We start from the raw sequence: 17,500 nt of genomic DNA, 5'->3' as shown, positions 1-17,500 counted from the left end.
AATTTGACTAGCGGGCGATAGTTGAGGCAGAGTGCCCGCTGTCACTAGTCAAATTTGACTACTGAGCCAAGGGGGATGTGCATGATCAAGGCACGCGGCCTCGCGCGGACCTTCACCGCGCGCGGCCACAGCGTGGAGGCGGTGAAGGGGGTCGACATCGACGTCGCCGAGGGCGAGCTCGTCGGTTTCCTCGGCCCCAACGGCGCGGGCAAGACCACGACCCTGCGCATGCTGACCACGCTCCTGCGACCGACCGCCGGCGAGGCGCAGGTCGCCGGGCGCGACCTGCTCGCCGACCCGGTGGGTGTGCGGCGGCAGATCGGGTACGTCGCCCAGGGCGGCGGCGTGACCCCGGAGTTGAAGGTGCTGGAGGAGATCGAGCTCCAGGGGCGGCTCTACGGGATGAGCAAGGCCGACGCGCACAGCCGCGGCCGGGACCTGATCGCCCAGCTCGACCTCGAAAACCTGGACCAGCGGCTGACCAAGACACTGTCCGGCGGTCAGCGCAGGCGGCTGGACATCGCGCTCAGCCTGATCCACGACCCGAAGCTGATCTTCTTCGACGAACCGACCACCGGCCTGGACCCGCAGAGCCGGGCCAACCTGTGGGAACACATCCGGCGGCTGCGCGCCGACCACGGCGTCACGCTGTTCCTCACCACGCACTACCTGGACGAGGCCGACTCGCTGTGCGACCGGATCCTGGTGATCGACAACGGGCGGATCGTGGCCGAGGGGTCACCGGACTCGCTCAAGGCGCGCGTGTCCGGGGACGGCGTCACGATCGGCGTCGCCCCGGAGTTCGTGGTGGCCGCGGCGGAGGTCGCCGGGCGCCTCGACGGCGCGCACGAGGTGACCACCGGTGAGGGCGTGGTGCGCTTCCGCGTGCCGCGCGGGGACACCGTGCTGCCGGAGCTGCTGCGCCGGCTGGACGCCGACGGCATCGCGATGACCTCGATGCAGGTGCACCGGCCGACGCTGGACGACGTGTTCCTCACGCTCACCGGCCGGTCCCTGCGGGACGCCGAACAGACCCAGCACCACCCGGAGGCCGCCCATGTTGCGTGACACCTGGCTGATCTTCAAGCGGGACTGGACGCTGTCCATGCGCAACCCCGCCTGGGTCATGATCGGCATCATGCAGCCGGTGCTCTACCTGGTGCTGTTCGGTCCGCTGATGGAGAAGGTGGTCAGCAGCACGCCGGGGTTCCCGCCGGGCAGCAGCTGGACCATCCTGACACCGGCGCTGATCGTCCAGCTGGCGCTGTTCAGCTCCTCGTTCGCCGGGTTCTCGCTGCTCATGGACTTCCGCAGCGGGGTGCTGGAGCGGTTGCGGGTCACGCCGGCCAGCCGGGCCGGGCTGCTGCTGGGCAAGGTCGCGAACAACGTGATCCAGGCGGTCTTCCAGGCCGCGCTGATCACGGTGCTGGCCTACGTGGCGTTCGGACTGGACGCACCACTGGGCGGGGTGCTGCTGAGCCTGGTGATCGTCGGACTGGTCGCGGCCACGCTCGCGTCCGCCTCGTACGCGGTGGCGCTGACGCTGAAGAGCGAGCAGGCGTTCCCGGCCCTGCTCAACGCCGTGCTGATGCCGGTGCTGCTGCTGTCCGGCATCCTGCTGCCGATCACCAGCATCCTGGCCCCGAACTGGCTGTTCACCATTTCCCGGATCAACCCGTTCACCCACGTCGTCGACGCCGAACGGGCCGCGTTCCGCGGTGACCTCACGATGGACGCACTGGCGACCGGGTCGATCATCCTGGTGGTGATGGCCGTGCTCGCGGTCTTCTGGGGCACCCGCACCTTCCAGAAGGAGAACGCCTGACCTCCACAATGGACCGGCCCCCGACCGCCGCCCGCGTCCTCACCGCCGCGGGCGGCGGGTCCGGTTGGCGTGGGTCACACCGCTTTCGGGTGGTGCGTCGATCCGGCGACCGGGGCTCTTCGCGCTTATGGTGACCACACGGTTTCTTGCGAGGAGTTCGGGAACAGGGCGGCGGCGTGACCGAGGGCAGCACCGAGCGCGGGATCAACCTCGCGCTGCACGCGACGGTGGCGGACTGGGACGCGGTCCGCGCCGGCGCCGTCTCGTTCGCCTCCATCACCGTCACCGAGAACACGAACTGGCTCGACCACGGCGCGGGCAAGCAGATCGAGGCCGCGCAGCAGGCGGGTATCCGCACCGGCATCCGCCACTATGCGCGCCCGGGCGCGCCGCACGACCAGGCGGAACTGTGCGTCCGGGCCGGGCGCGGGCTCGGCGTGTTCGGACCGGGCTCGCTCGCACCCACGCTGGAGGTCGAGGCGGAAGGCATCGACGACCGGTTCGTGCGGGCGTGGATCAAGACCGTGCGGCAGACCGCCGGGATCGAACGGGTCGTCGTGTACGCCGACTACGGGCTCTGGCTGCGCCGGCTGCACCCGGAGAAGTGGGCCGATCGCGAGGTCGTGCTGTGGGTGGCGCGGCACAACGACATCCCCGGCCGGCCTGGCTGGTTCCACCCGCGCCTGGCCCTGCACGAACACAGCTCGGTGCCGCCGATGCCCGGCGTGTCCGGCCCCATCGGGATGGACGCCCTGGTCTACCCGTTCACCCTCGCCGACCTACTGCTCTAGCCTGCTGCGCATGAGGAACACGTTGTACGGGCCCCACTGCGACATCAGGTAGTAGATGTCCGGTCCGTCCAGCGCCCACGGGTGCAGGTACCCGCCGTAGAGCCCGGGGTACTGGTGCCCGGGCACCGCGACCACGCCCGGTGACCAGGGCCCGGGCAGGCGGTCGGCGGAGTGCAGCAGGATGGCGCCGCCGGGGTCGTCCAGGTGCAGGGCGAGCCACTGTCCGAGGTGGACGTCGTAGGCGACGGAGAGCTCCCCGACCGGCCCGGGCAGGACGGGCGCGGCGGCGAACTCGTCGCGCACCCAGCCGCGGCCGTCGAAGTACTCGTAGGAGGACGCGTCGAGCAGGTACGGGATCACGGTGCGGGCGAGGTACGCGGGACCGTGCCGCCCGTTGGTGGTGCCGAAGAGGTAGACGTGGTCACCCTCACGGGCCAGCGCGCCCATCTGGAACGGGTCGTCCCGCTCCGCGCGGTTGATCCAGCGCGCGCTCCACGGTTTCGCCCAGGTGCGGCCGCCGTCGTCGGAAACCGCCAGTCCCGAGTAGTTCGTGGTCCACTTCCCCGGCGGACCCCACTGCCGCACCGACATGTAGTGCGCGACCTGCAGCCCGCCCACCGCCAGGCCCGAGTTCGGGATGACGGTTACCTCGTCCGGCCGGTCGTCCCGGGCGATGACCTGGGCCGCAGTGCCGTCCGGCCGGGCGACGACACCGTCGAACGTCAGGCCGGACGCCAGGTCCCTCGTGGTCGAGAACGCGAGGACGTTGCTGCGCCAGTCCGCGCTGTCCGGGCCGCCACCGTCGCCGCCCCAGCCCTCGCCGAAGGTGTCCCCGAACAACACGAACACGCGGCCGTCCCCGCCGTCCCACAGGATGCCGAGATCGGTGCCGTGAATGGCGAACCGATCCGTGCGGTTGATCGAATCGGCGCCGGTGATCTTGGCGATCCGCTCCGTCCCGATGACCCGAACCATGCCCCCGACGCTAGGTGCGACGCCGCGTCACCGCAGCTTGCCACCACCTTGGGCGACCCCTTGGCGGCGGAAGTCGCTGGTGCGGGATTTTCCCACCTCCGATACTCGAACCATGAAACGCGCCCTCGTCGCCGTCCTCGTCCTCTCCGCCCTCACCGCTCCCACGGCGACCGCGCCCACGTTCGGCGCCCTGGACTTCCCGGGGGGCAACTGGGGTGGTTACGTCAGCGTCGGCAGCTTCACCTCGGCCACCGCCACCTGGGTGGAGCCGTCGGTGACCTGCACCTCCACCAAGGACCTGTTCGCACCGTGGGTCGGCATCGACGGGGACGGCTCACCGACCGTCGAGCAGACCGGCGTCTCGACCGACTGCTCCAGCGGCCGGCCCGTCTACCGGGCCTGGTACGAGATGTACCCGTCGCCCCCGGTCTACTTCGCCAACGCGGTCTCCGCCGGTGACCACATCACCGCCACCGTGACCCGCACCGGCCCCAACACCTACCGCCTCGACCTCAGCGACACCACGCGTGGCTGGACGCAGACGGCCACCAGGACGCTCAGCTCGCAGCACTCGTCCGCCGAGGCGGTCATCGAGTCCCCCACCGACTCCTACCCCACCATCCCCGGCGGGGTGCAGTTCACCGGCGTGCGGTTCAACGGCACCGACCTCGCCGACACCGGCCCCACCCGGCTCGACGCGGACGACCGCGGGACCTACACCTGGTCGCCCAGCGCCATCTCCGCCGACGGCACCGCGTTCACGGTGACCCGGCACTGACACCGATAATGTCCCGGTGCAGGTCACGCGGACGAGACTGGGCCGGGGCGGAACACCGGACGAGGTGCTGCTGCTGCTCGACGAGCGTGCCCGTCGGCGGGGCCTGGGCACGGCGGCCGGGCTGTGCGGCGACTGGTTCGGCTCGCGGGCCGTCCTGGCGCCGGAGGTCCGCCTGGAGCCGTCGTCCGACGCGTTCTCGGTACCGGACCGCTGTCCCCGCGTCGACGCGCCGCCGGGCACGGTCGGCGGCGGCTGGTTCGGCTACCTGTCCTACGACCTGACCGATCCGTCCGGGCGGCGCACCCCGCTGCCGCCCGCGGTGTGGGGATGGGCCGACCACGTGCTCCGGCTGGACGCCGACGGCTGGTGGTGGTTCGAATCGCTCGGCGACGACCGGGCGGCGGAGTTCGCCGAGCTGGTGACCCGGCCGGCACCGTCCCTGAGCTGGCGGGCGGGGCCGTTGCACCGGCCCCTTCCGGCCGAGCACGCCGACGCGGTCAAGGCGTGCGTGCACGCGATCGAGGCGGGAGAACTGTTCCAGGCCAACATCTGCACCCGGTTCGAGGGCTCGTTCGACGGTTCCCCGGCGGCGTTGTTCGCGGCCGGGGTGCGGCGCCTGCAGCCGCGCCGGGCGGCGTTCCTCACCGGCGGGTGGGGCAGCGTGGTGTCGTTGTCACCGGAGCTGTTCCTCGCCCGGCACGGCGACCGGGTCCGGTCGACGCCGATCAAGGGGACGCTCCCCCGGCGCGGCCCGGCGGACGACGTGCTGGCCCGGCGGCTGCGCGAGTCGGTCAAGGACGTCGCCGAGAACGTGATGATCACCGACCTCGTGCGCAACGACCTGGGCCGGGTGTGCGCCGTGGGCAGCGTGCGGGTGCCCGAGCTGCTGCGCGTCCGGCCGGCGCCCGGGGTCTGGCACCTGGAGTCGACGGTGGCGGGGCGGGTGGTCACCTCCGACGCCGAGTTGCTGGCCGCGACGTTCCCGCCCGGCTCGGTCACCGGTGCGCCGAAGATCCGGGCGCTGGAGCTGATCGCGGAGCTGGAACCGCGCCCGCGCGGGGTGTACACGGGCGCGGTCGGCCTGGCGTCACCGGTGGCCGGGCTGGAGCTCAACGTCGCGATCCGCACCTTCGAGCTGCACGGAGACCGCATCGCGCTCGGCGTCGGCGGCGCGGTCACGGCGGATTCCACCGCGGAGAGCGAATGGCAGGAATGCCTGCACAAGGCCGCACCGCTGGAGGCGTTGCTCGGCTGACCGGCTACCCCCGTCCGCCGCGCCCGGGAAGTCGCGCACCGGCCCGGAGCGCGCGTCTCCTCCCCGAGCACGACCGTGCCCAGCAGGCCCGGCCGCCAGGAACCACATGACCGCGCTGGTGCCCAACCCGAGGCCGGCCGTGGACGTTCCTCTCCGTTGAGGGGTGGGTGGACGGCGCACGCCGTCGTGACGGGGAGATCGGGCCCGTTCGCAGGTTGCTTGCGGTGAAGGCGAGGCCGATGCGGCCGAATGGACGGAGGGCCTCGGTGTCGACGCGACCGCCTCCGCTGAGCAGGGGTTCGGCGACACGCTCGCATTCGAACACCGCAGCGCAGCCGTTCGATGACCGGCGGCTGCACCAGACGCCGTGCTCGTCGGCAGCCGCAGGTCCGCCAGTTCGTCGAAGCCGGGCGCCGCTCTTTGCAGCCGCTGCACCCGGACGGTCTACCTCAGCTCGGCGATGCGCGGCTTCATCACCGGCCTGTCCTCCGACGCCCTCCGCCGGGTCCGCGCCCGCTTCCTCGACGGCCGGCGCAACACCGGGTTCGACGTCCTCGATGCCCGCGCGCTCACCGGTGGGGGGCCGGCAATCCGGCCCTGATTGCCCTGATCCTGGAACCGGATGGCGGCGCCGCACCAGTTGTCCAGACCTATTCCCAGTGATCGGACTCGAATTCCCATGTTGTGGGCTTCCCGCTAGACTTCCGGCGAGTCGGCCAACATTGGGGAGGCGAGAACGATGGTGGAAGCCGTGGCGCTTCCGACACCCTGGCAGGTCAGGTTCCGGGCGGGCGGCAATGACGGCCTCGCGGACACGCTCAAGGAGGGGGTCGGCGGTTCGACGGGGATGCGGCCGCATGAACTACTGGAGGCGTCGCTGGCCACGTGCATGACCATCTCGGCGCGAATGGCGCTGGCCGAGGCCGGCGTCGCCGTCGCCGACGCCGACGTGACCGTCCGGGTGCACCTGGAGCGCGAGGAGTCGACGACGAGGTTCCGGTACGAGCTCGTCCTGCCGTCGACGCTGGAGGCTTTCCGTCCCGCGGTCGTGAAGCGCATCGAGTGCTCACCGGTGCGCTCCACCCTGAGCAAGCCCCTGACGTTCGAACCGGCCTGACCGCCTGGACCACCGCCGCGTCGCCCGGCGGGGGAGCTACGGCTCACCCACCGCGCAACCCCGTCCCCGGGCGCTGGCCGCAACCGCCCGCGGTCACACACCCGCACGGGACCACGGGGCAGCGTCGTGTCGTTGTCGCGCGAGCTGTTCCTCGCCCGGCACGGCGACCGCGTCCGCTCCACGCCGATCAAGGGGACGCTCCCCCGGCGCGGTCACGGCGGATTCCACCGCGGAGAGCGAATGGCAGGAATGCCTGCACAAGGCCGCGCCATTGGAGGCGTTGCTCGGCTGACCGGCTACCCCCGTCCGCCGCGCCCGGGAAGTCGCGCACCGGCCGGGAGCGCACTGAGCGGACGCCCCATCGTCTCCTCCCCGAGCACGACCGTGCCCAGCAGGCCCGCCGCGTTGACGGCCGCCAGGAACCACATGACCGCGCTGGTGCCCAACCCGGCGAGCACGGTCGGGAGCAGGAACGTGCTGATGGCCGCGCCGATGCGGCTGACCGCCACGACGATTCCGGTGGCCGTGGCCCGGACCGAGGTCGGGAACAGTTCGTTGGGAACGATGATCTCGATGAAGTTCGACGCGCCCGAGGCGATCGCGAACAACGCCAGCGCGGCGAAGAGCAACCCGGGCGGAGCGGCCGGGGCCAAGGCGATGAACGCGAAGACGACGACCATGATCGCGAACGTGCCGACCAGCAGCGGGATGCGCCCGATCCGGTCCACCAGCCACAGCCCGGGCACGCTGCCCACCACGAACAGCAACGCGATGATCACCTCGGGCAGATAGGGCGAATCGGTCCCGATGCCGAGCCGGTGCAGCAGCGTCGGCCCGAAGCTGTAGACAGCGAAGAGCGGGACGACGTGGGCGATGAAGAACGCGCTGACGAACGCCATGCGCCGCACCGAGCGCCGGTTCAGCAGCGCCGTCGAGGGAGCGCTTTCGGGCTCGCGCAGTTCGTCCACCCGCGCGTCCGGACCCCAGATCTTCCGGACGACGCGTTCGGCTTCGTCGCGCCGCCCGTGGTTGAGCAACCAGCGCGGTGATTCCGGTGCGTTCAGGCGCAGGACGAGCGTGACCACGCCGATGACGGCGGGCGAGGCGAGCATCCACCGCCAGGCATCCGGCCCGAGCGCCGACAGCGCCCAGCCCGCCCCGGCTGCGAGTGCGGCCCCGACGCCGAACGCGGCGAACAGCGCCCCGAGAAGACGGCCGCGGTGCCGGCTGGGCACGAACTCCGCGAGCAGGGAGCTCGCGATGGGGTAGTCGGCGCCGATCATGATGCCGAGCACGAACCGGAGCGCGATCAGTTGCCAGGCGTCGACGACGAACGCGCAGAGGATCGAGACAGCGCTGAGCGCGACGAGGTTCGCGATGTACATGACCTTGCGGCCGATGCGGTCGGTCAGGCGCCCGAACACCAGCCCGCCGACGAGGATTCCGGCGAGGGCCGCGGCCGCGGTGAGACCGGTTTGGGTGGCGTCGAGGTGCAGCGCGGGGGCCAGCGTCAGCAGCGCGAGCCCGATGATGGTGACCGCGTAACCGTCGAGCAAGGGGCCACCGGCCGAGAACAGGGTCAGTTTCAGGTGGAACCGGGTGAGCGGAGCGCGGTCGATGAAGGACTGGGCATCATGGCCGGCCATGAGTGTTCCTCTCCGTTGAGGGGTGGGGGTGACGGGGTCAGCACGCGGTCCCGACGGGGCGATCGGGCCGCTCGAGGAGGGTGCTCGCGGTGAAGACGTTGCCGATGCGGCCGAGGGGACGCAGGGCCGCGACGTCGATGCGACCGCACCCGCTGATCAGGTGTTCGGCGACCCGCGCGGCGACGACTCTCCCGAAGACCAGGGTCTCCAGTCCCGGGCGGTGGGTGGTCAGCAGCTCGCATTCGAACACCGCGGCGCAACCGTCGATGACCGGCGGCCGCACCACCGTGGCAGCGCTGGTCGGCAGAGCCAGGTCCGCCAGCTCGTCGAAGTCGGGTGGGCTGGGGTCGCCGCTCCGGGCGACCTCGGGAAGGCGGTCGAGCTCGGCGATGTGCACGACGAACTGCCGGGTCGACAGGACGTTGCCGAGCGTGTCCTTGACGCTGCCGTCCTCGCGCGGCTCGATCGCGATCATGAGGATGAGCGGATCGGTCGATGCGATGGTGAAGAAGCTGAACGGGGCGAGGTTGTGGTCGCCGGCCGGGCTCACCGACGTGACCCAGGCGATCGGTCGGGGTGCGATGGTCCACGACACCATCGCGAAGAGCTCCGCCGGATCGAGGTGATCGAGGGGGATCATCGGCATCACACGGTGGCCCCGACGATGTCGTAGGCGACACCGGTCGGGGTGCGTCCCACGCCGTTCGTGGCCGCCAGGTCCTGCGGGCAGGCGGAGAGCACCACGACGACGTCCTCGACCGCGGTGAGCCGGACCCGGTCACCCGCGCGAGCGCGCGGCGACTCGATCGAGATCGCCCCGTCGGCGGCGATCGGCACCCGCATGAACAGGTTCAACGGCTGCGGGACGAACTGCGGAGCCGGGACGCCGAGCGCCGCCAGAGCCGCGTAGAAGTTGTCGTGGCAGTTGTCGTGGTACTCCCGCACCCCGAGCTGCCGGTAGCGGGGCAGATCACAGCTCGGGATGAGCAGATCGTGGTCGCCCAGGCTGGTGTCCTCCGACAACGACAACAGCGGCCGCCGGGTGTTGTCGACCAGGTCGTCGCCGGCACGCACCATCAGACGGCCGGTGTGCATCCAGGTGTGGGATGCCGACAGGAACCGCGACGGTTCCCGCGCCGACAACGCCCAGGTGTCGACCACCTGCTGGCCGTGCGTGTTCGTCACCACGAGGTGCTCCCCCGCCGAGAGGCGAATCGCGATACCGGAGCGCGCGGCAAGGTCCATCGGAGCCTCCACAAACGTTTGGGTGGTACTGGCAGGATTCTTACCCAAACGTTAGGGTCAAGTCAACAGAGCGGCGGACCACCGACGCGGAACAGGTCAACGGCGCTGGTCAGCGGCTTCAGGGGACGCCGGAGGGTGCGCCCCGGAACCTCGGGGCACAGCGCTTGCCGCGCTCACCGCCCACCCACCCAGAGCGACGACGCTCACGCCCGTCACACTCCAGCCGCCTCGACGAACTCCGGCCGGGCCGTACCGAGCGCGCGCCGAGCACCAGCGCCGCAGCCGCCTCCCGCAGGCACGGGCCTCAGCCGCGCACCGCAGGCCGCCTCCCGGGCGTGGCCGAACCAGTCACGCGCGCCGCGCCGCCAGCACCGCGTCGTACAGCTCCTTCTTCGACACCCCGGCCGCCTCGGCGACCTCCCCCGCCGCGGACTTCAGCCGCTCCCCGGCGGCCACCCGCGCCGAGACCTCCGCCACCAGATCCGTCAGCGACACCGCGCGCGGCCGGGCACCCGCCAGGACCACGGTGATCTCGCCGCGCACCCCGCCGACCGCCCACTCCACCAGCTCGGTCAGCGTGCCGCGGCGGACCTCCTCGTAGGTTTTCGTCAGCTCCCGGCACACCGCCGCCCGCCGCTCGCCGCCCAGCGCCGCCGCGGCCTCGGTCAGCGTCGCGGCCAGCCGGTGCGGTGACTCGAAGAACACGACCGTCCGCGGCTCGTGCGCCAGCTCCCGGAACCAGCGCCCCTTCTCCCCCGGCTTGCGCGGCGCGAACCCCTCGAAGCAGAACCGGTCGCTGGGCAGCCCGGACAGCGCCAGCGCCGTCGTCACCGCGGACGGTCCGGGCAGGCAGGTGACCGGCAGGTCCTCCTCCACGCACGCGGCGACCAGCCGGTACCCCGGATCCGACACGCTGGGCATGCCGGCATCGGTCACCAGCACGACCGTCTCCCCGGCGCGCAACACCTCCAGCAGCTTCGGCAGGCGCGCCGTCTCGACGTCCTCGTAGAAGCTGACGACCCGCCCGCGCGGTGTCACGTCCAGCGCGGTGGCCAGCGACCGCAGCCGCCGGGTGTCCTCGGCGGCGATCACGTCCGCCTCGGCGAGAGCGGTGACCAGGCGGGGTGAGGCGTCCCGGGAGTCACCGAGCGGGGTCGCGGCGAGGACGAGCGGCATGGCCCTCACCCTATTAGCCGCGCGGGCATCCCGGCCTCACCCGTGGGTCCCTAGGATCAGGCGCGTGACCGCTCTGCTGACGCGCCCGGACCAGGTGGACCCGCTCCGCCCGCCGACGGACCGTGCCGCGACCCTGCTCGGACGGGCGATGCCGGACGACCGGCTGCGCGGCTGGGTGGTCACGATCGTCCTGACGCTCGTCGCGGCGGTCACCCGGTTCCAGAACCTCGGCTTCCCCACCGACAAGGGCACCCCGGTCTTCGACGAGAAGCACTACGTGCCGCAGGCGTGGCAGATGCTGCGCAACGGCTGGTTCGAGGACAACGCGGGCTACGAGCTCGTGGTGCACCCGCCGCTGGCGAAACAGCTCATCGCGCTCGGCGAGTGGGCGTTCGGCTACGACGGCTGGGGCTGGCGGTTCAGCGCCGCGCTCGCGGGGACGCTCATCGTGCTGCTGACGATCCGCCTCGCACGCCGGCTCACCCGGTCCACGCTGCTCGGCGGCATCGCCGGGATCCTCGTGATCTGCGACGGGGTGCTGTTCCTGCAGGCCCGGATGGGGATGCTGGACATCTTCATCGCCCTGTTCGCGCTGGCCGCGTTCGCCTGTCTGGTGTGCGACCGCGACCAGGTGCGGCAGCGCCTGGCGGTCGCGGTGGCGCAGGGCTGGGCGGACGAGTCGCCGTGGGGACCACGGCTGGGCTTCCGGTGGTGGCGCTTCGCGGCAGGCGTGTGCCTCGGCCTGACCTTCGCGGTGAAGTGGTCGGGCCTGTACTACATGGCGTTCTTCGGGCTGCTGTGCGTCGGCTTCGACGTCGCGGCGCGGCGGGCCGCGGGAGTGCCGCGACCGTGGCTCGGGACGATGCGCCGCGACGTGCTGCCCGCGCTGTGGGCACTCCTCGCCATCCCCGCGCTGATGTACCTGGGGAGCTGGTGGGCCTGGTTCGCGAGCGAGTCCGCCACCGATCGGCACTACGTCGAGATCCAGGGCATCGCGCCCGGGTTCTGGAGCTGGGTGCCGCCAGCGCTGCGGTCGCTGGGCGACTACTCGATGAACGTGCTGCACTTCCACGAAACCCTGGTCACGCCCAAGAACGACCCGCACCCGTGGGAGTCGAAGCCGTGGACGTGGCCGATGGGGCTGCGGCCGATGCTCTACTACTACGAGTCCGGCAACGGCACCTGCGGCGGCTCGGACTGCGTTCAGGCGACGATGCTGATCGGCACGCCCGCGATGTGGTGGCTGGCGCTGCCGATGCTCGGCTGGGGTCTGTGGCGGTGGCTGTTCCGGTTCGACTGGCGGTACGCGGCCGTGCTGGTCGGCTATCTGGCCGGGTTGCTGCCCTGGTTCACCAACATCGACCGGCAGATGTACTTCTTCTACGCCACGCCGATGGCGCCGTTCCTGGCACTCGGCCTGACCCTGGCGCTGGGGCAGATCCTGGGCAGCGCGAAACGCGGGTTCGAACGGCGCGGCACCGGGCTGCTGGTGGTGGCGCTGTACGTCGGCCTGGTGGTGGCGAACTTCGCCTGGCTGTGGCCGATCCTGAACGGCGACCCGATCAGCAGCGCCCGCTGGCAGGCGGAGCTGTGGCTGCCGTCCTGGCGATGACCGGGTACCTGGACCGCGCGCGGGAGTCGTACGACCGGGTCGCGGAGGACTACGCCGAGTTCGTCCGCCCGCGGTTCGCGGCTGATGCGGTGGGCCGCGGCGTGCTGGGCGCCTTCGCCGAGCTGGTGACCGGGCCGGTGGCCGACGTGGGCTGCGGGCCGGGCCATGTGACGGCGCACCTGGCCGGCCTCGGCGTGGACGCCTTCGGTGTCGACCTGTCCCCGAAGATGATCGCCGTCGCCCGGCGCGCGTACCCGTACCTGCGGTTCGACGTGGGCACCATGACGGCGCTCGACCTGCCCGCGGGTGGGCTGGGCGGGATCGTCGCGTGGTGGTCGATCTTCCACGTGCCGCCCGCCGTCCTGCCCGCGGTGTTCACCGGCTTCGCCCGCGCGCTGACGCCCGCGGGTCACGTGGTGATCGGCTTCCACGCCGGCAACGCCCAGTTGCAGCCCGAGAAGGCCTACGGCCGTCCGGTGGACTACGACGCTTACCTGCTCCCGCCCGACCACATCGCGAGACTGCTGAAACGGGCTGGTTTCGACATCGTCGCGCGGGTCGAGCTGGAGGGTGCGAAGCACCCGCAGGCGATCCTGCTCGGCCGGAAGCGCACCACACCGCGTTCTGCCCTGCCACATCGGTAGTGGCGCCACCCCCGGGTGCGGCGTCAGCGGCGCGGCGGCATCGCCCTGGTGGTTCCGCCGACGGGCGGCACGATGCGGGTGACCGGGCCATCCGCCGACTTGCCCGACCGCGCCAGGAAACCCTCCACCTCGCGCACGACCGTGTGCAGCGTCGGCCGGCGGCGGGGTTCGTTGTCGAGCGAGGCGATCAGCAGGCGGGCGTGCACGGAGCGCTGCGGCAGCTGTGACACCGGCTCCGCGCGTGCCGCCGCCATCAGGGCGGCCATGGGCGTCTCGCGGGTGCCCCGCGGCGGGTAGCCGGACAATGCGTAGCTCACCGTCGCCGCCAGTTGCCACGCATCCGAGGCCGGGGAAGCCGGCGCACCGGCCGCCTGCTCGGGCGCGACGAAGTCCGGCGTGCCGATCATCATGCCGGTGGCGGTCATCGTCGAGTCGCCGCGGCTGCGCGCGATGCCGAAGTCGATCAGGTGCGGGATGCCGTGCGGGTCCAGGATCACGTTCGACGGCTTCACGTCGCGGTGCAGCACACCCTTCTCGTGGGCCGCGGCGAGCGCCCCGGCCATCGTGGCCCACAGGCGGCCCGCGGCGATGTCGTCGAGCGGGCCCATCGTGTCGACCGCGGTGGCCAGCGACTGGCCTTCCAGGTACTCCATGACCAGGGCGAGCCCGTCCGGCTCCTCCACCAGGTCGTACACCCGCACGCAGTTCGGGTGGTTGACCATCGCCAGCGCCCGGGCCTCGCGGCGCATGCGCTCCTCGGTGTCCCGGTCCGGCGCGTGCGCGATCTTCAACGCGACCGTGCGGCCGAGCTGGTTGTCCACCGCCTGCCAGACCGTGCCGAACCCGCCGTGGCCGAGGCGTTTGATCCGCCGGTACCGGCCGCCACCGTTGGCCGTCGAACCCGGCGGCGTCGGCATCGGGCCGGGCGCCGCGGCCAGCTCCTGCACCGCCGGTGCGACGGTGGTGGGGGTGTACTGCTTCGGCTGCTGCTGGGGCGGCGGGGCGGGCGGCTGCACCGGCGGCGGAGGCTCGGGCCGAGACTCCGGGCGCTCCCGCTCGGGCCGGTTGATCACGGACCACGCGGGCGGTCCGACCAGTGCGATCGGGATGATCCCGAGCATCGCGACCGGCAGGTAGCCGAGCCACAGGAACACGGCCGCGTTGGCCGAGACACCGACCGAGAACGCGACGAACAACACGAATCCGACCCACAGCAGGCGGCCCGGCCACTTCGGTCCCCGCCGCATCGCGGTGCGTGCCTGCAGGATCATGAACAGCAGGGCGACCAGTGGCAACCCGACGAGCGCACCCAGGTAGTAGCCGTAGGCGAGCACGTTGCCCGACGGGTAGAAGATCGTCTCGAAGATGTTCTGACCGCCGCCCAGGTAGTGGCTCTGGGGGCCGATGAGCGAGCAGTACTCGCGATTCATCGTCGCGATGTCGTCGGCTTTCAACATCGTCGACGACGTGCCCTCGCGGACGGCGCGGTAGGTGCTCGAGATGCCGTTGAAGGCCAGCCACGGCAACCCGAACGTGAACACGAACGCGATCACGCCGATCGCCGAGATCGTGCCGGTGTCGTAGCGGTTGCCGGTGAACTTCCGCATCAGCGCGACGAGGACCGCGCCGGCCACCGGGAACAGGGCGGTCAGCGCCCCCGCGGCCACCGTGGACCAGACCCAGGGCCCGGGGCAGAAGCCTAGATTGAGCAGGGTATGCGCGAGGGACAGCAGCCAGTCCGCGAACGCGTTCACCGCCGGGTCCCTTCGTGGTCGGGGTCTTCCTCTGGCCTCTCACCCTATTCGCACCATGGACGCGCCAGGGGGCGGGCGGGTTGCCGTCGCGTTCCAGCCCACCCGGACGAGTGAAAGCGCCTGGTGGATGGCCCTCCCGCGACTGACTACCGGACACGCAGGGCTCCCGGTTCGCGCCCCGGCGCGGGGGCGCCGGGTGGGCGGGTAGGGGACCACGCCCGGCGTGCGCCGCGCCGGCGCACGGGCAGGATCCCATCCGGCGGGAGCCCCGGCCGGGATGGGTTGCGGGACCCGGACCGGCTTTCCTGCGACCGCCCGGCAGCGGGCGGATGGCGCGTGGCCAGGCTGCTCGCCGGGAGGTGTCGGACCCGGGCGGCCCACGGCGGGACGCTGGGGTGACGGGCGGTCCGGTGGCCGGACCGAACGGCGCAGCGCCGCGGGCCGGCGCGGGTGGATTCTGGGCCGGTGGCCGAGGCCGCGGTGCGGAGCCCGCCGGATCGGCCGAGGCGAGCGAGCGCGCCGGGTGCTTCCGCGGGCCGCCGAGGCGGAACTGGACGCGGCGCGGCGGCCAAGACCGGTGCCGGCCAGAATCCGGCGGATCGGCCGCGGCGGGACGGCACCAGAAGCGCCAGAGCCGGGCGGGTGGCTGGGATTGGTGGGGGCAGGACCGCTGCTCGCCGCCGTTTTCTGAGCCATGATGTGGGGCACGAGCTCGACGACGAGGAGGTCTGTCCCATGGGCCGTCACGCGGAGGAATACCAGCGCAGCCTGACCGATCCGGAGGGGTTCTGGCTGGCCGCCGCCAAGGCGATCGACTGGACGCGTGAGCCGTCCAGAGCGCTGGACTCGTCGCAGGCCCCGCTGTACCGGTGGTTCCCGGACGGCGAGCTGAACACCGCCTACAACGCACTGGACCGGCACGTGGAACGCGGCCGGGGCGAGCAGGCCGCGTTGATCTGGGACTCGCCGGTGACCGGCGGCAAACGCAGCTACACCTATACCCAGCTGCGCGACGAGGTCGCCCGGTTCGCCGGGGCCCTGCGATCGCTCGGCGTCGGCAAGGGCGACCGGGTGATCGTCTACCTGCCGATGGTGCCCGAGGCGGTGGTGGCGATGCTGGCCTGCGCCCGCATCGGCGCGGTGCACTCGGTGGTGTTCGGCGGGTTCGCCCCCAAGGAGCTGGCCGCGCGCATCGAGGACGCGAAACCGAAGGTGATCGTCGCCGCGTCCTGCGGCATCGAACCGAGCCGGGTGGTCGAGTACAAGCCGATCATCGACGAGGCGCTCGCCGGCACCGCGCACCAGCCGGACAAGGTCGTGGTGCTGCAGCGTGACGCGGCCCGCGCGGCGCTCGGCGAACGGGACGTCGACTGGCAGGACCTGGTCGCGGACGCCGCCCCGGTGGACCCGGTGCCCGTGGCGGCGACGGACCCGCTCTACATCCTCTACACCTCCGGCACGACCGGGAAACCGAAGGGCGTCGTGCGGGACACCGGCGGGCACGCGGTCGCGCTGGCCTACTCGATGACCGCGATCTACGACATCCAGCCCGGCGACGTCTGGTGGACCGCCTCCGATGTCGGCTGGGTGGTCGGCCACTCCTACATCGTGTACGCGCCGCTGCTGATCGGCGCGACGACCATGATGTACGAGGGCAAACCGGTGGGTACGCCGGACGCGGGCGCGTTCTGGCGCGTCATCAGCGAGCACCGGGCGAAGGCGTTGTTCACCGCCCCCACCGCGCTGCGGGCCGTCAAGCGGGTCGACCCGGAAGGCGCGGAACTCGCGAAGTACGACCTGTCGTCGTTTTCGACGCTGTTCATGGCCGGCGAGCGGCTCGACCCGGAGACCCTGCACTGGGCCGCGGACAAGCTCGGCGTGCCGGTGATCGACCATTGGTGGCAGACCGAGACCGGCTGGCCGATCGCCGCGAACCCGCGCGGGCTCGAGCCGATGCCGGTCAAGCCGGGGTCGGCGACCGTCCCGGTGCCGGGTTACGACGTGCGGATCCTCGACCAGTCCGGTGAGCCGCTGCCGGCCGGGCAGGAGGGCGCGATCTGCCTCAAGCTGCCGATGCCACCGGGCACCCTGCCCACGCTGTGGGGCGACGACGAGCGGTACGTCGAGGCGTACCTGTCCCGGTACGCGGGCTACTACCTCACCGGTGACTCGGGGTACTTCGACGAGGACGGGTACCTGTTCGTGATGGGCCGTACCGACGACGTCATCAACGTCGCCGGGCACCGGCTCTCGACCGGATCGATGGAGGCCGTGCTGGCGGCGCACCCCGCCGTGGCCGAGTGCGCGGTGATCGGCGTGCGGGACGCGCTCAAGGGACAGGTGCCGCGCGGGCTGGTGGTGCTGAAGTCCGGTGTGGACGTCGACGAGGAAGAACTCAGGTCCGAACTGGTCGCGGCCGTCCGGCGGGACATCGGCCCGGTGGCCGCGTTCCGCCAAGTGTCCGTTGTGGACGCGTTGCCGAAGACGCGCTCGGGCAAGATCCTCCGCAAGACCATGCGCGGACTCGCGGAGGGCCGCGACGAGCCCGTGCCGTCGACGATCGAGGACCCCTCGGTGCTCGACAACCTGCGCACGATCCTGCGGGACTCCTGACCCGCGGACGCGCCGGACGACGACACCGAATGTCCACTTGAGACGGATTAGCGCACTTCCGAAGTTCAT

16 protein-coding genes are annotated in these 17,500 nt (G+C 71.7%); 10 read left to right on the top strand and 6 right to left on the bottom strand.

All coding sequences use genetic code 11. The features are described from left to right. Window positions 1-81 precede the first annotated feature (81 nt). The 3 genes from FHX45_RS20255 to FHX45_RS20245 all read left to right on the top strand — a co-directional run bounded on the left by FHX45_RS20255 (window position 82) and on the right by FHX45_RS20245 (window position 2,616). Window positions 82-1,068, top strand: a complete 987-nt coding sequence (locus FHX45_RS20255; protein WP_167104319.1) for an ATP-binding cassette domain-containing protein — start codon at window positions 82-84, stop codon at window positions 1,066-1,068. Then, window positions 1,058-1,825, top strand: coding sequence for an ABC transporter permease (locus FHX45_RS20250; RefSeq protein WP_167104316.1), 768 nt, complete (start codon window positions 1,058-1,060; stop codon window positions 1,823-1,825). Before FHX45_RS20255 ends, FHX45_RS20250 begins: the two co-directional genes overlap by 11 nt. Before the next feature lie 176 nt (window positions 1,826-2,001). Then, window positions 2,002-2,616: a GH25 family lysozyme gene (locus tag FHX45_RS20245; protein WP_167104313.1), complete on the top strand. Its 615-nt coding sequence runs from the start codon at window positions 2,002-2,004 to the stop codon at window positions 2,614-2,616. Here FHX45_RS20245 and FHX45_RS20240 read toward each other — a convergent pair. After that, entirely contained in the window at window positions 2,605-3,591 is a 987-nt protein-coding gene (locus FHX45_RS20240; RefSeq protein ID WP_167104310.1) for a DUF4185 domain-containing protein, read from the bottom strand. The genes FHX45_RS20245 and FHX45_RS20240 overlap by 12 nt on opposite strands. 112 nt (window positions 3,592-3,703) lie before the next feature. On the opposite strand from FHX45_RS20240, the gene FHX45_RS20235 reads away from it, so the two are divergent. From FHX45_RS20235 to FHX45_RS28470, 4 genes are all read left to right on the top strand, one after another. Continuing rightward, window positions 3,704-4,369 carry a G1 family glutamic endopeptidase gene (locus FHX45_RS20235; protein WP_167104307.1) on the top strand — a complete coding sequence of 222 codons (666 nt, stop codon included), beginning with the start codon at window positions 3,704-3,706 and terminating at the stop codon, window positions 4,367-4,369. Between the two features lie 64 nt (window positions 4,370-4,433). Then, window positions 4,434-5,624, top strand: a complete 1,191-nt coding sequence (locus tag FHX45_RS20230; RefSeq protein WP_424923840.1) for an aminodeoxychorismate synthase component I — start codon at window positions 4,434-4,436, stop codon at window positions 5,622-5,624. A gap of 367 nt (window positions 5,625-5,991) precedes the next feature. Next, the gene (locus FHX45_RS20225; RefSeq protein ID WP_243869153.1) at window positions 5,992-6,225 is read left to right on the top strand and encodes a hypothetical protein; all 234 of its coding nucleotides are present in this window, start codon (window positions 5,992-5,994) and stop codon (window positions 6,223-6,225) included. A 150-nt stretch (window positions 6,226-6,375) separates the two neighbouring features. Further along, complete coding sequence (locus FHX45_RS28470; protein ID WP_167104304.1) at window positions 6,376-6,741, top strand: OsmC family protein; 366 nt, start codon at window positions 6,376-6,378, stop codon at window positions 6,739-6,741. Between the two features lie 296 nt (window positions 6,742-7,037). Here the strand turns inward: FHX45_RS28470 and FHX45_RS20215 are convergent, their stop codons facing one another. The 4 genes from FHX45_RS20215 to rsmI form a co-directional block, all read right to left on the bottom strand. Continuing rightward, the gene (locus FHX45_RS20215) at window positions 7,038-8,387 is read right to left on the bottom strand and encodes an MFS transporter (RefSeq protein WP_167104301.1); all 1,350 of its coding nucleotides are present in this window, start codon (window positions 8,385-8,387) and stop codon (window positions 7,038-7,040) included. Between the two features lie 37 nt (window positions 8,388-8,424). Next, window positions 8,425-9,027, bottom strand: coding sequence for a flavin reductase family protein (locus FHX45_RS20210; protein ID WP_167104298.1), 603 nt, complete (start codon window positions 9,025-9,027; stop codon window positions 8,425-8,427). Window positions 9,028-9,032: 5 nt separating this feature from the next. After that, window positions 9,033-9,632: a DUF1989 domain-containing protein gene (locus FHX45_RS20205; RefSeq protein WP_167104295.1), complete on the bottom strand. Its 600-nt coding sequence runs from the start codon at window positions 9,630-9,632 to the stop codon at window positions 9,033-9,035. Between the two features lie 348 nt (window positions 9,633-9,980). Further along, window positions 9,981-10,808, bottom strand: a complete 828-nt coding sequence (rsmI, locus tag FHX45_RS20200) for a 16S rRNA (cytidine(1402)-2'-O)-methyltransferase (RefSeq protein WP_167104292.1) — start codon at window positions 10,806-10,808, stop codon at window positions 9,981-9,983. Between the two features lie 64 nt (window positions 10,809-10,872). Here rsmI and FHX45_RS20195 point away from each other — a divergent pair, with 64 nt between their 5' ends. Next, window positions 10,873-12,420 carry a phospholipid carrier-dependent glycosyltransferase gene (locus FHX45_RS20195; RefSeq protein ID WP_167104289.1) on the top strand — a complete coding sequence of 516 codons (1,548 nt, stop codon included), beginning with the start codon at window positions 10,873-10,875 and terminating at the stop codon, window positions 12,418-12,420. Then, window positions 12,417-13,064 carry a class I SAM-dependent DNA methyltransferase gene (locus FHX45_RS20190; protein ID WP_167109243.1) on the top strand — a complete coding sequence of 216 codons (648 nt, stop codon included), beginning with the start codon at window positions 12,417-12,419 and terminating at the stop codon, window positions 13,062-13,064. Before FHX45_RS20195 ends, FHX45_RS20190 begins: the two co-directional genes overlap by 4 nt. Before the next feature lie 23 nt (window positions 13,065-13,087). Here the strand turns inward: FHX45_RS20190 and FHX45_RS20185 are convergent, their stop codons facing one another. Further along, entirely contained in the window at window positions 13,088-14,818 is a 1,731-nt protein-coding gene (locus tag FHX45_RS20185) for a protein kinase domain-containing protein (protein WP_167104286.1), read from the bottom strand. Between the two features lie 699 nt (window positions 14,819-15,517). Here FHX45_RS20185 and FHX45_RS20180 point away from each other — a divergent pair. After that, window positions 15,518-17,431 (top strand): acetate--CoA ligase, encoded by a 1,914-nt coding sequence (locus FHX45_RS20180; RefSeq protein ID WP_167104283.1) that lies wholly within the window; start codon window positions 15,518-15,520, stop codon window positions 17,429-17,431. Window positions 17,432-17,500: the final 69 nt, after the last annotated feature.

Origin of the sequence: Amycolatopsis granulosa (assembly GCF_011758745.1) — a bacterium.
In the GTDB taxonomy this organism is placed as follows: Bacteria; Actinomycetota; Actinomycetes; order Mycobacteriales; family Pseudonocardiaceae; genus Amycolatopsis_E; species Amycolatopsis_E granulosa.
Note: the sequence above shows the minus strand (reverse complement) of the source record. Positions and strands in the feature narration are given on the sequence as shown.

Excerpts from the sequence above, each read along its gene's own strand:
- FHX45_RS20240 (WP_167104310.1), bottom strand. The coding sequence starts at position 3,591 with ATGGTTCGGGTCATCGGGACGGAGCGGATCGCCAAGATCACCGGCGCC.
- FHX45_RS20215 (WP_167104301.1), bottom strand. The coding sequence starts at position 8,387 with ATGGCCGGCCATGATGCCCAGTCCTTCATCGACCGCGCTCCGCTCACC.
- FHX45_RS20255 (WP_167104319.1), top strand. The coding sequence starts at position 82 with ATGATCAAGGCACGCGGCCTCGCGCGGACCTTCACCGCGCGCGGCCAC.
- FHX45_RS20235 (WP_167104307.1), top strand. The coding sequence starts at position 3,704 with ATGAAACGCGCCCTCGTCGCCGTCCTCGTCCTCTCCGCCCTCACCGCT.
- FHX45_RS20250 (WP_167104316.1), top strand. The coding sequence starts at position 1,058 with ATGTTGCGTGACACCTGGCTGATCTTCAAGCGGGACTGGACGCTGTCC.
- FHX45_RS20205 (WP_167104295.1), bottom strand. The coding sequence starts at position 9,632 with ATGGACCTTGCCGCGCGCTCCGGTATCGCGATTCGCCTCTCGGCGGGG.
- FHX45_RS20210 (WP_167104298.1), bottom strand. The coding sequence starts at position 9,027 with ATGATCCCCCTCGATCACCTCGATCCGGCGGAGCTCTTCGCGATGGTG.
- FHX45_RS20190 (WP_167109243.1), top strand. The coding sequence starts at position 12,417 with ATGACCGGGTACCTGGACCGCGCGCGGGAGTCGTACGACCGGGTCGCG.
- rsmI (WP_167104292.1), bottom strand. The coding sequence starts at position 10,808 with ATGCCGCTCGTCCTCGCCGCGACCCCGCTCGGTGACTCCCGGGACGCC.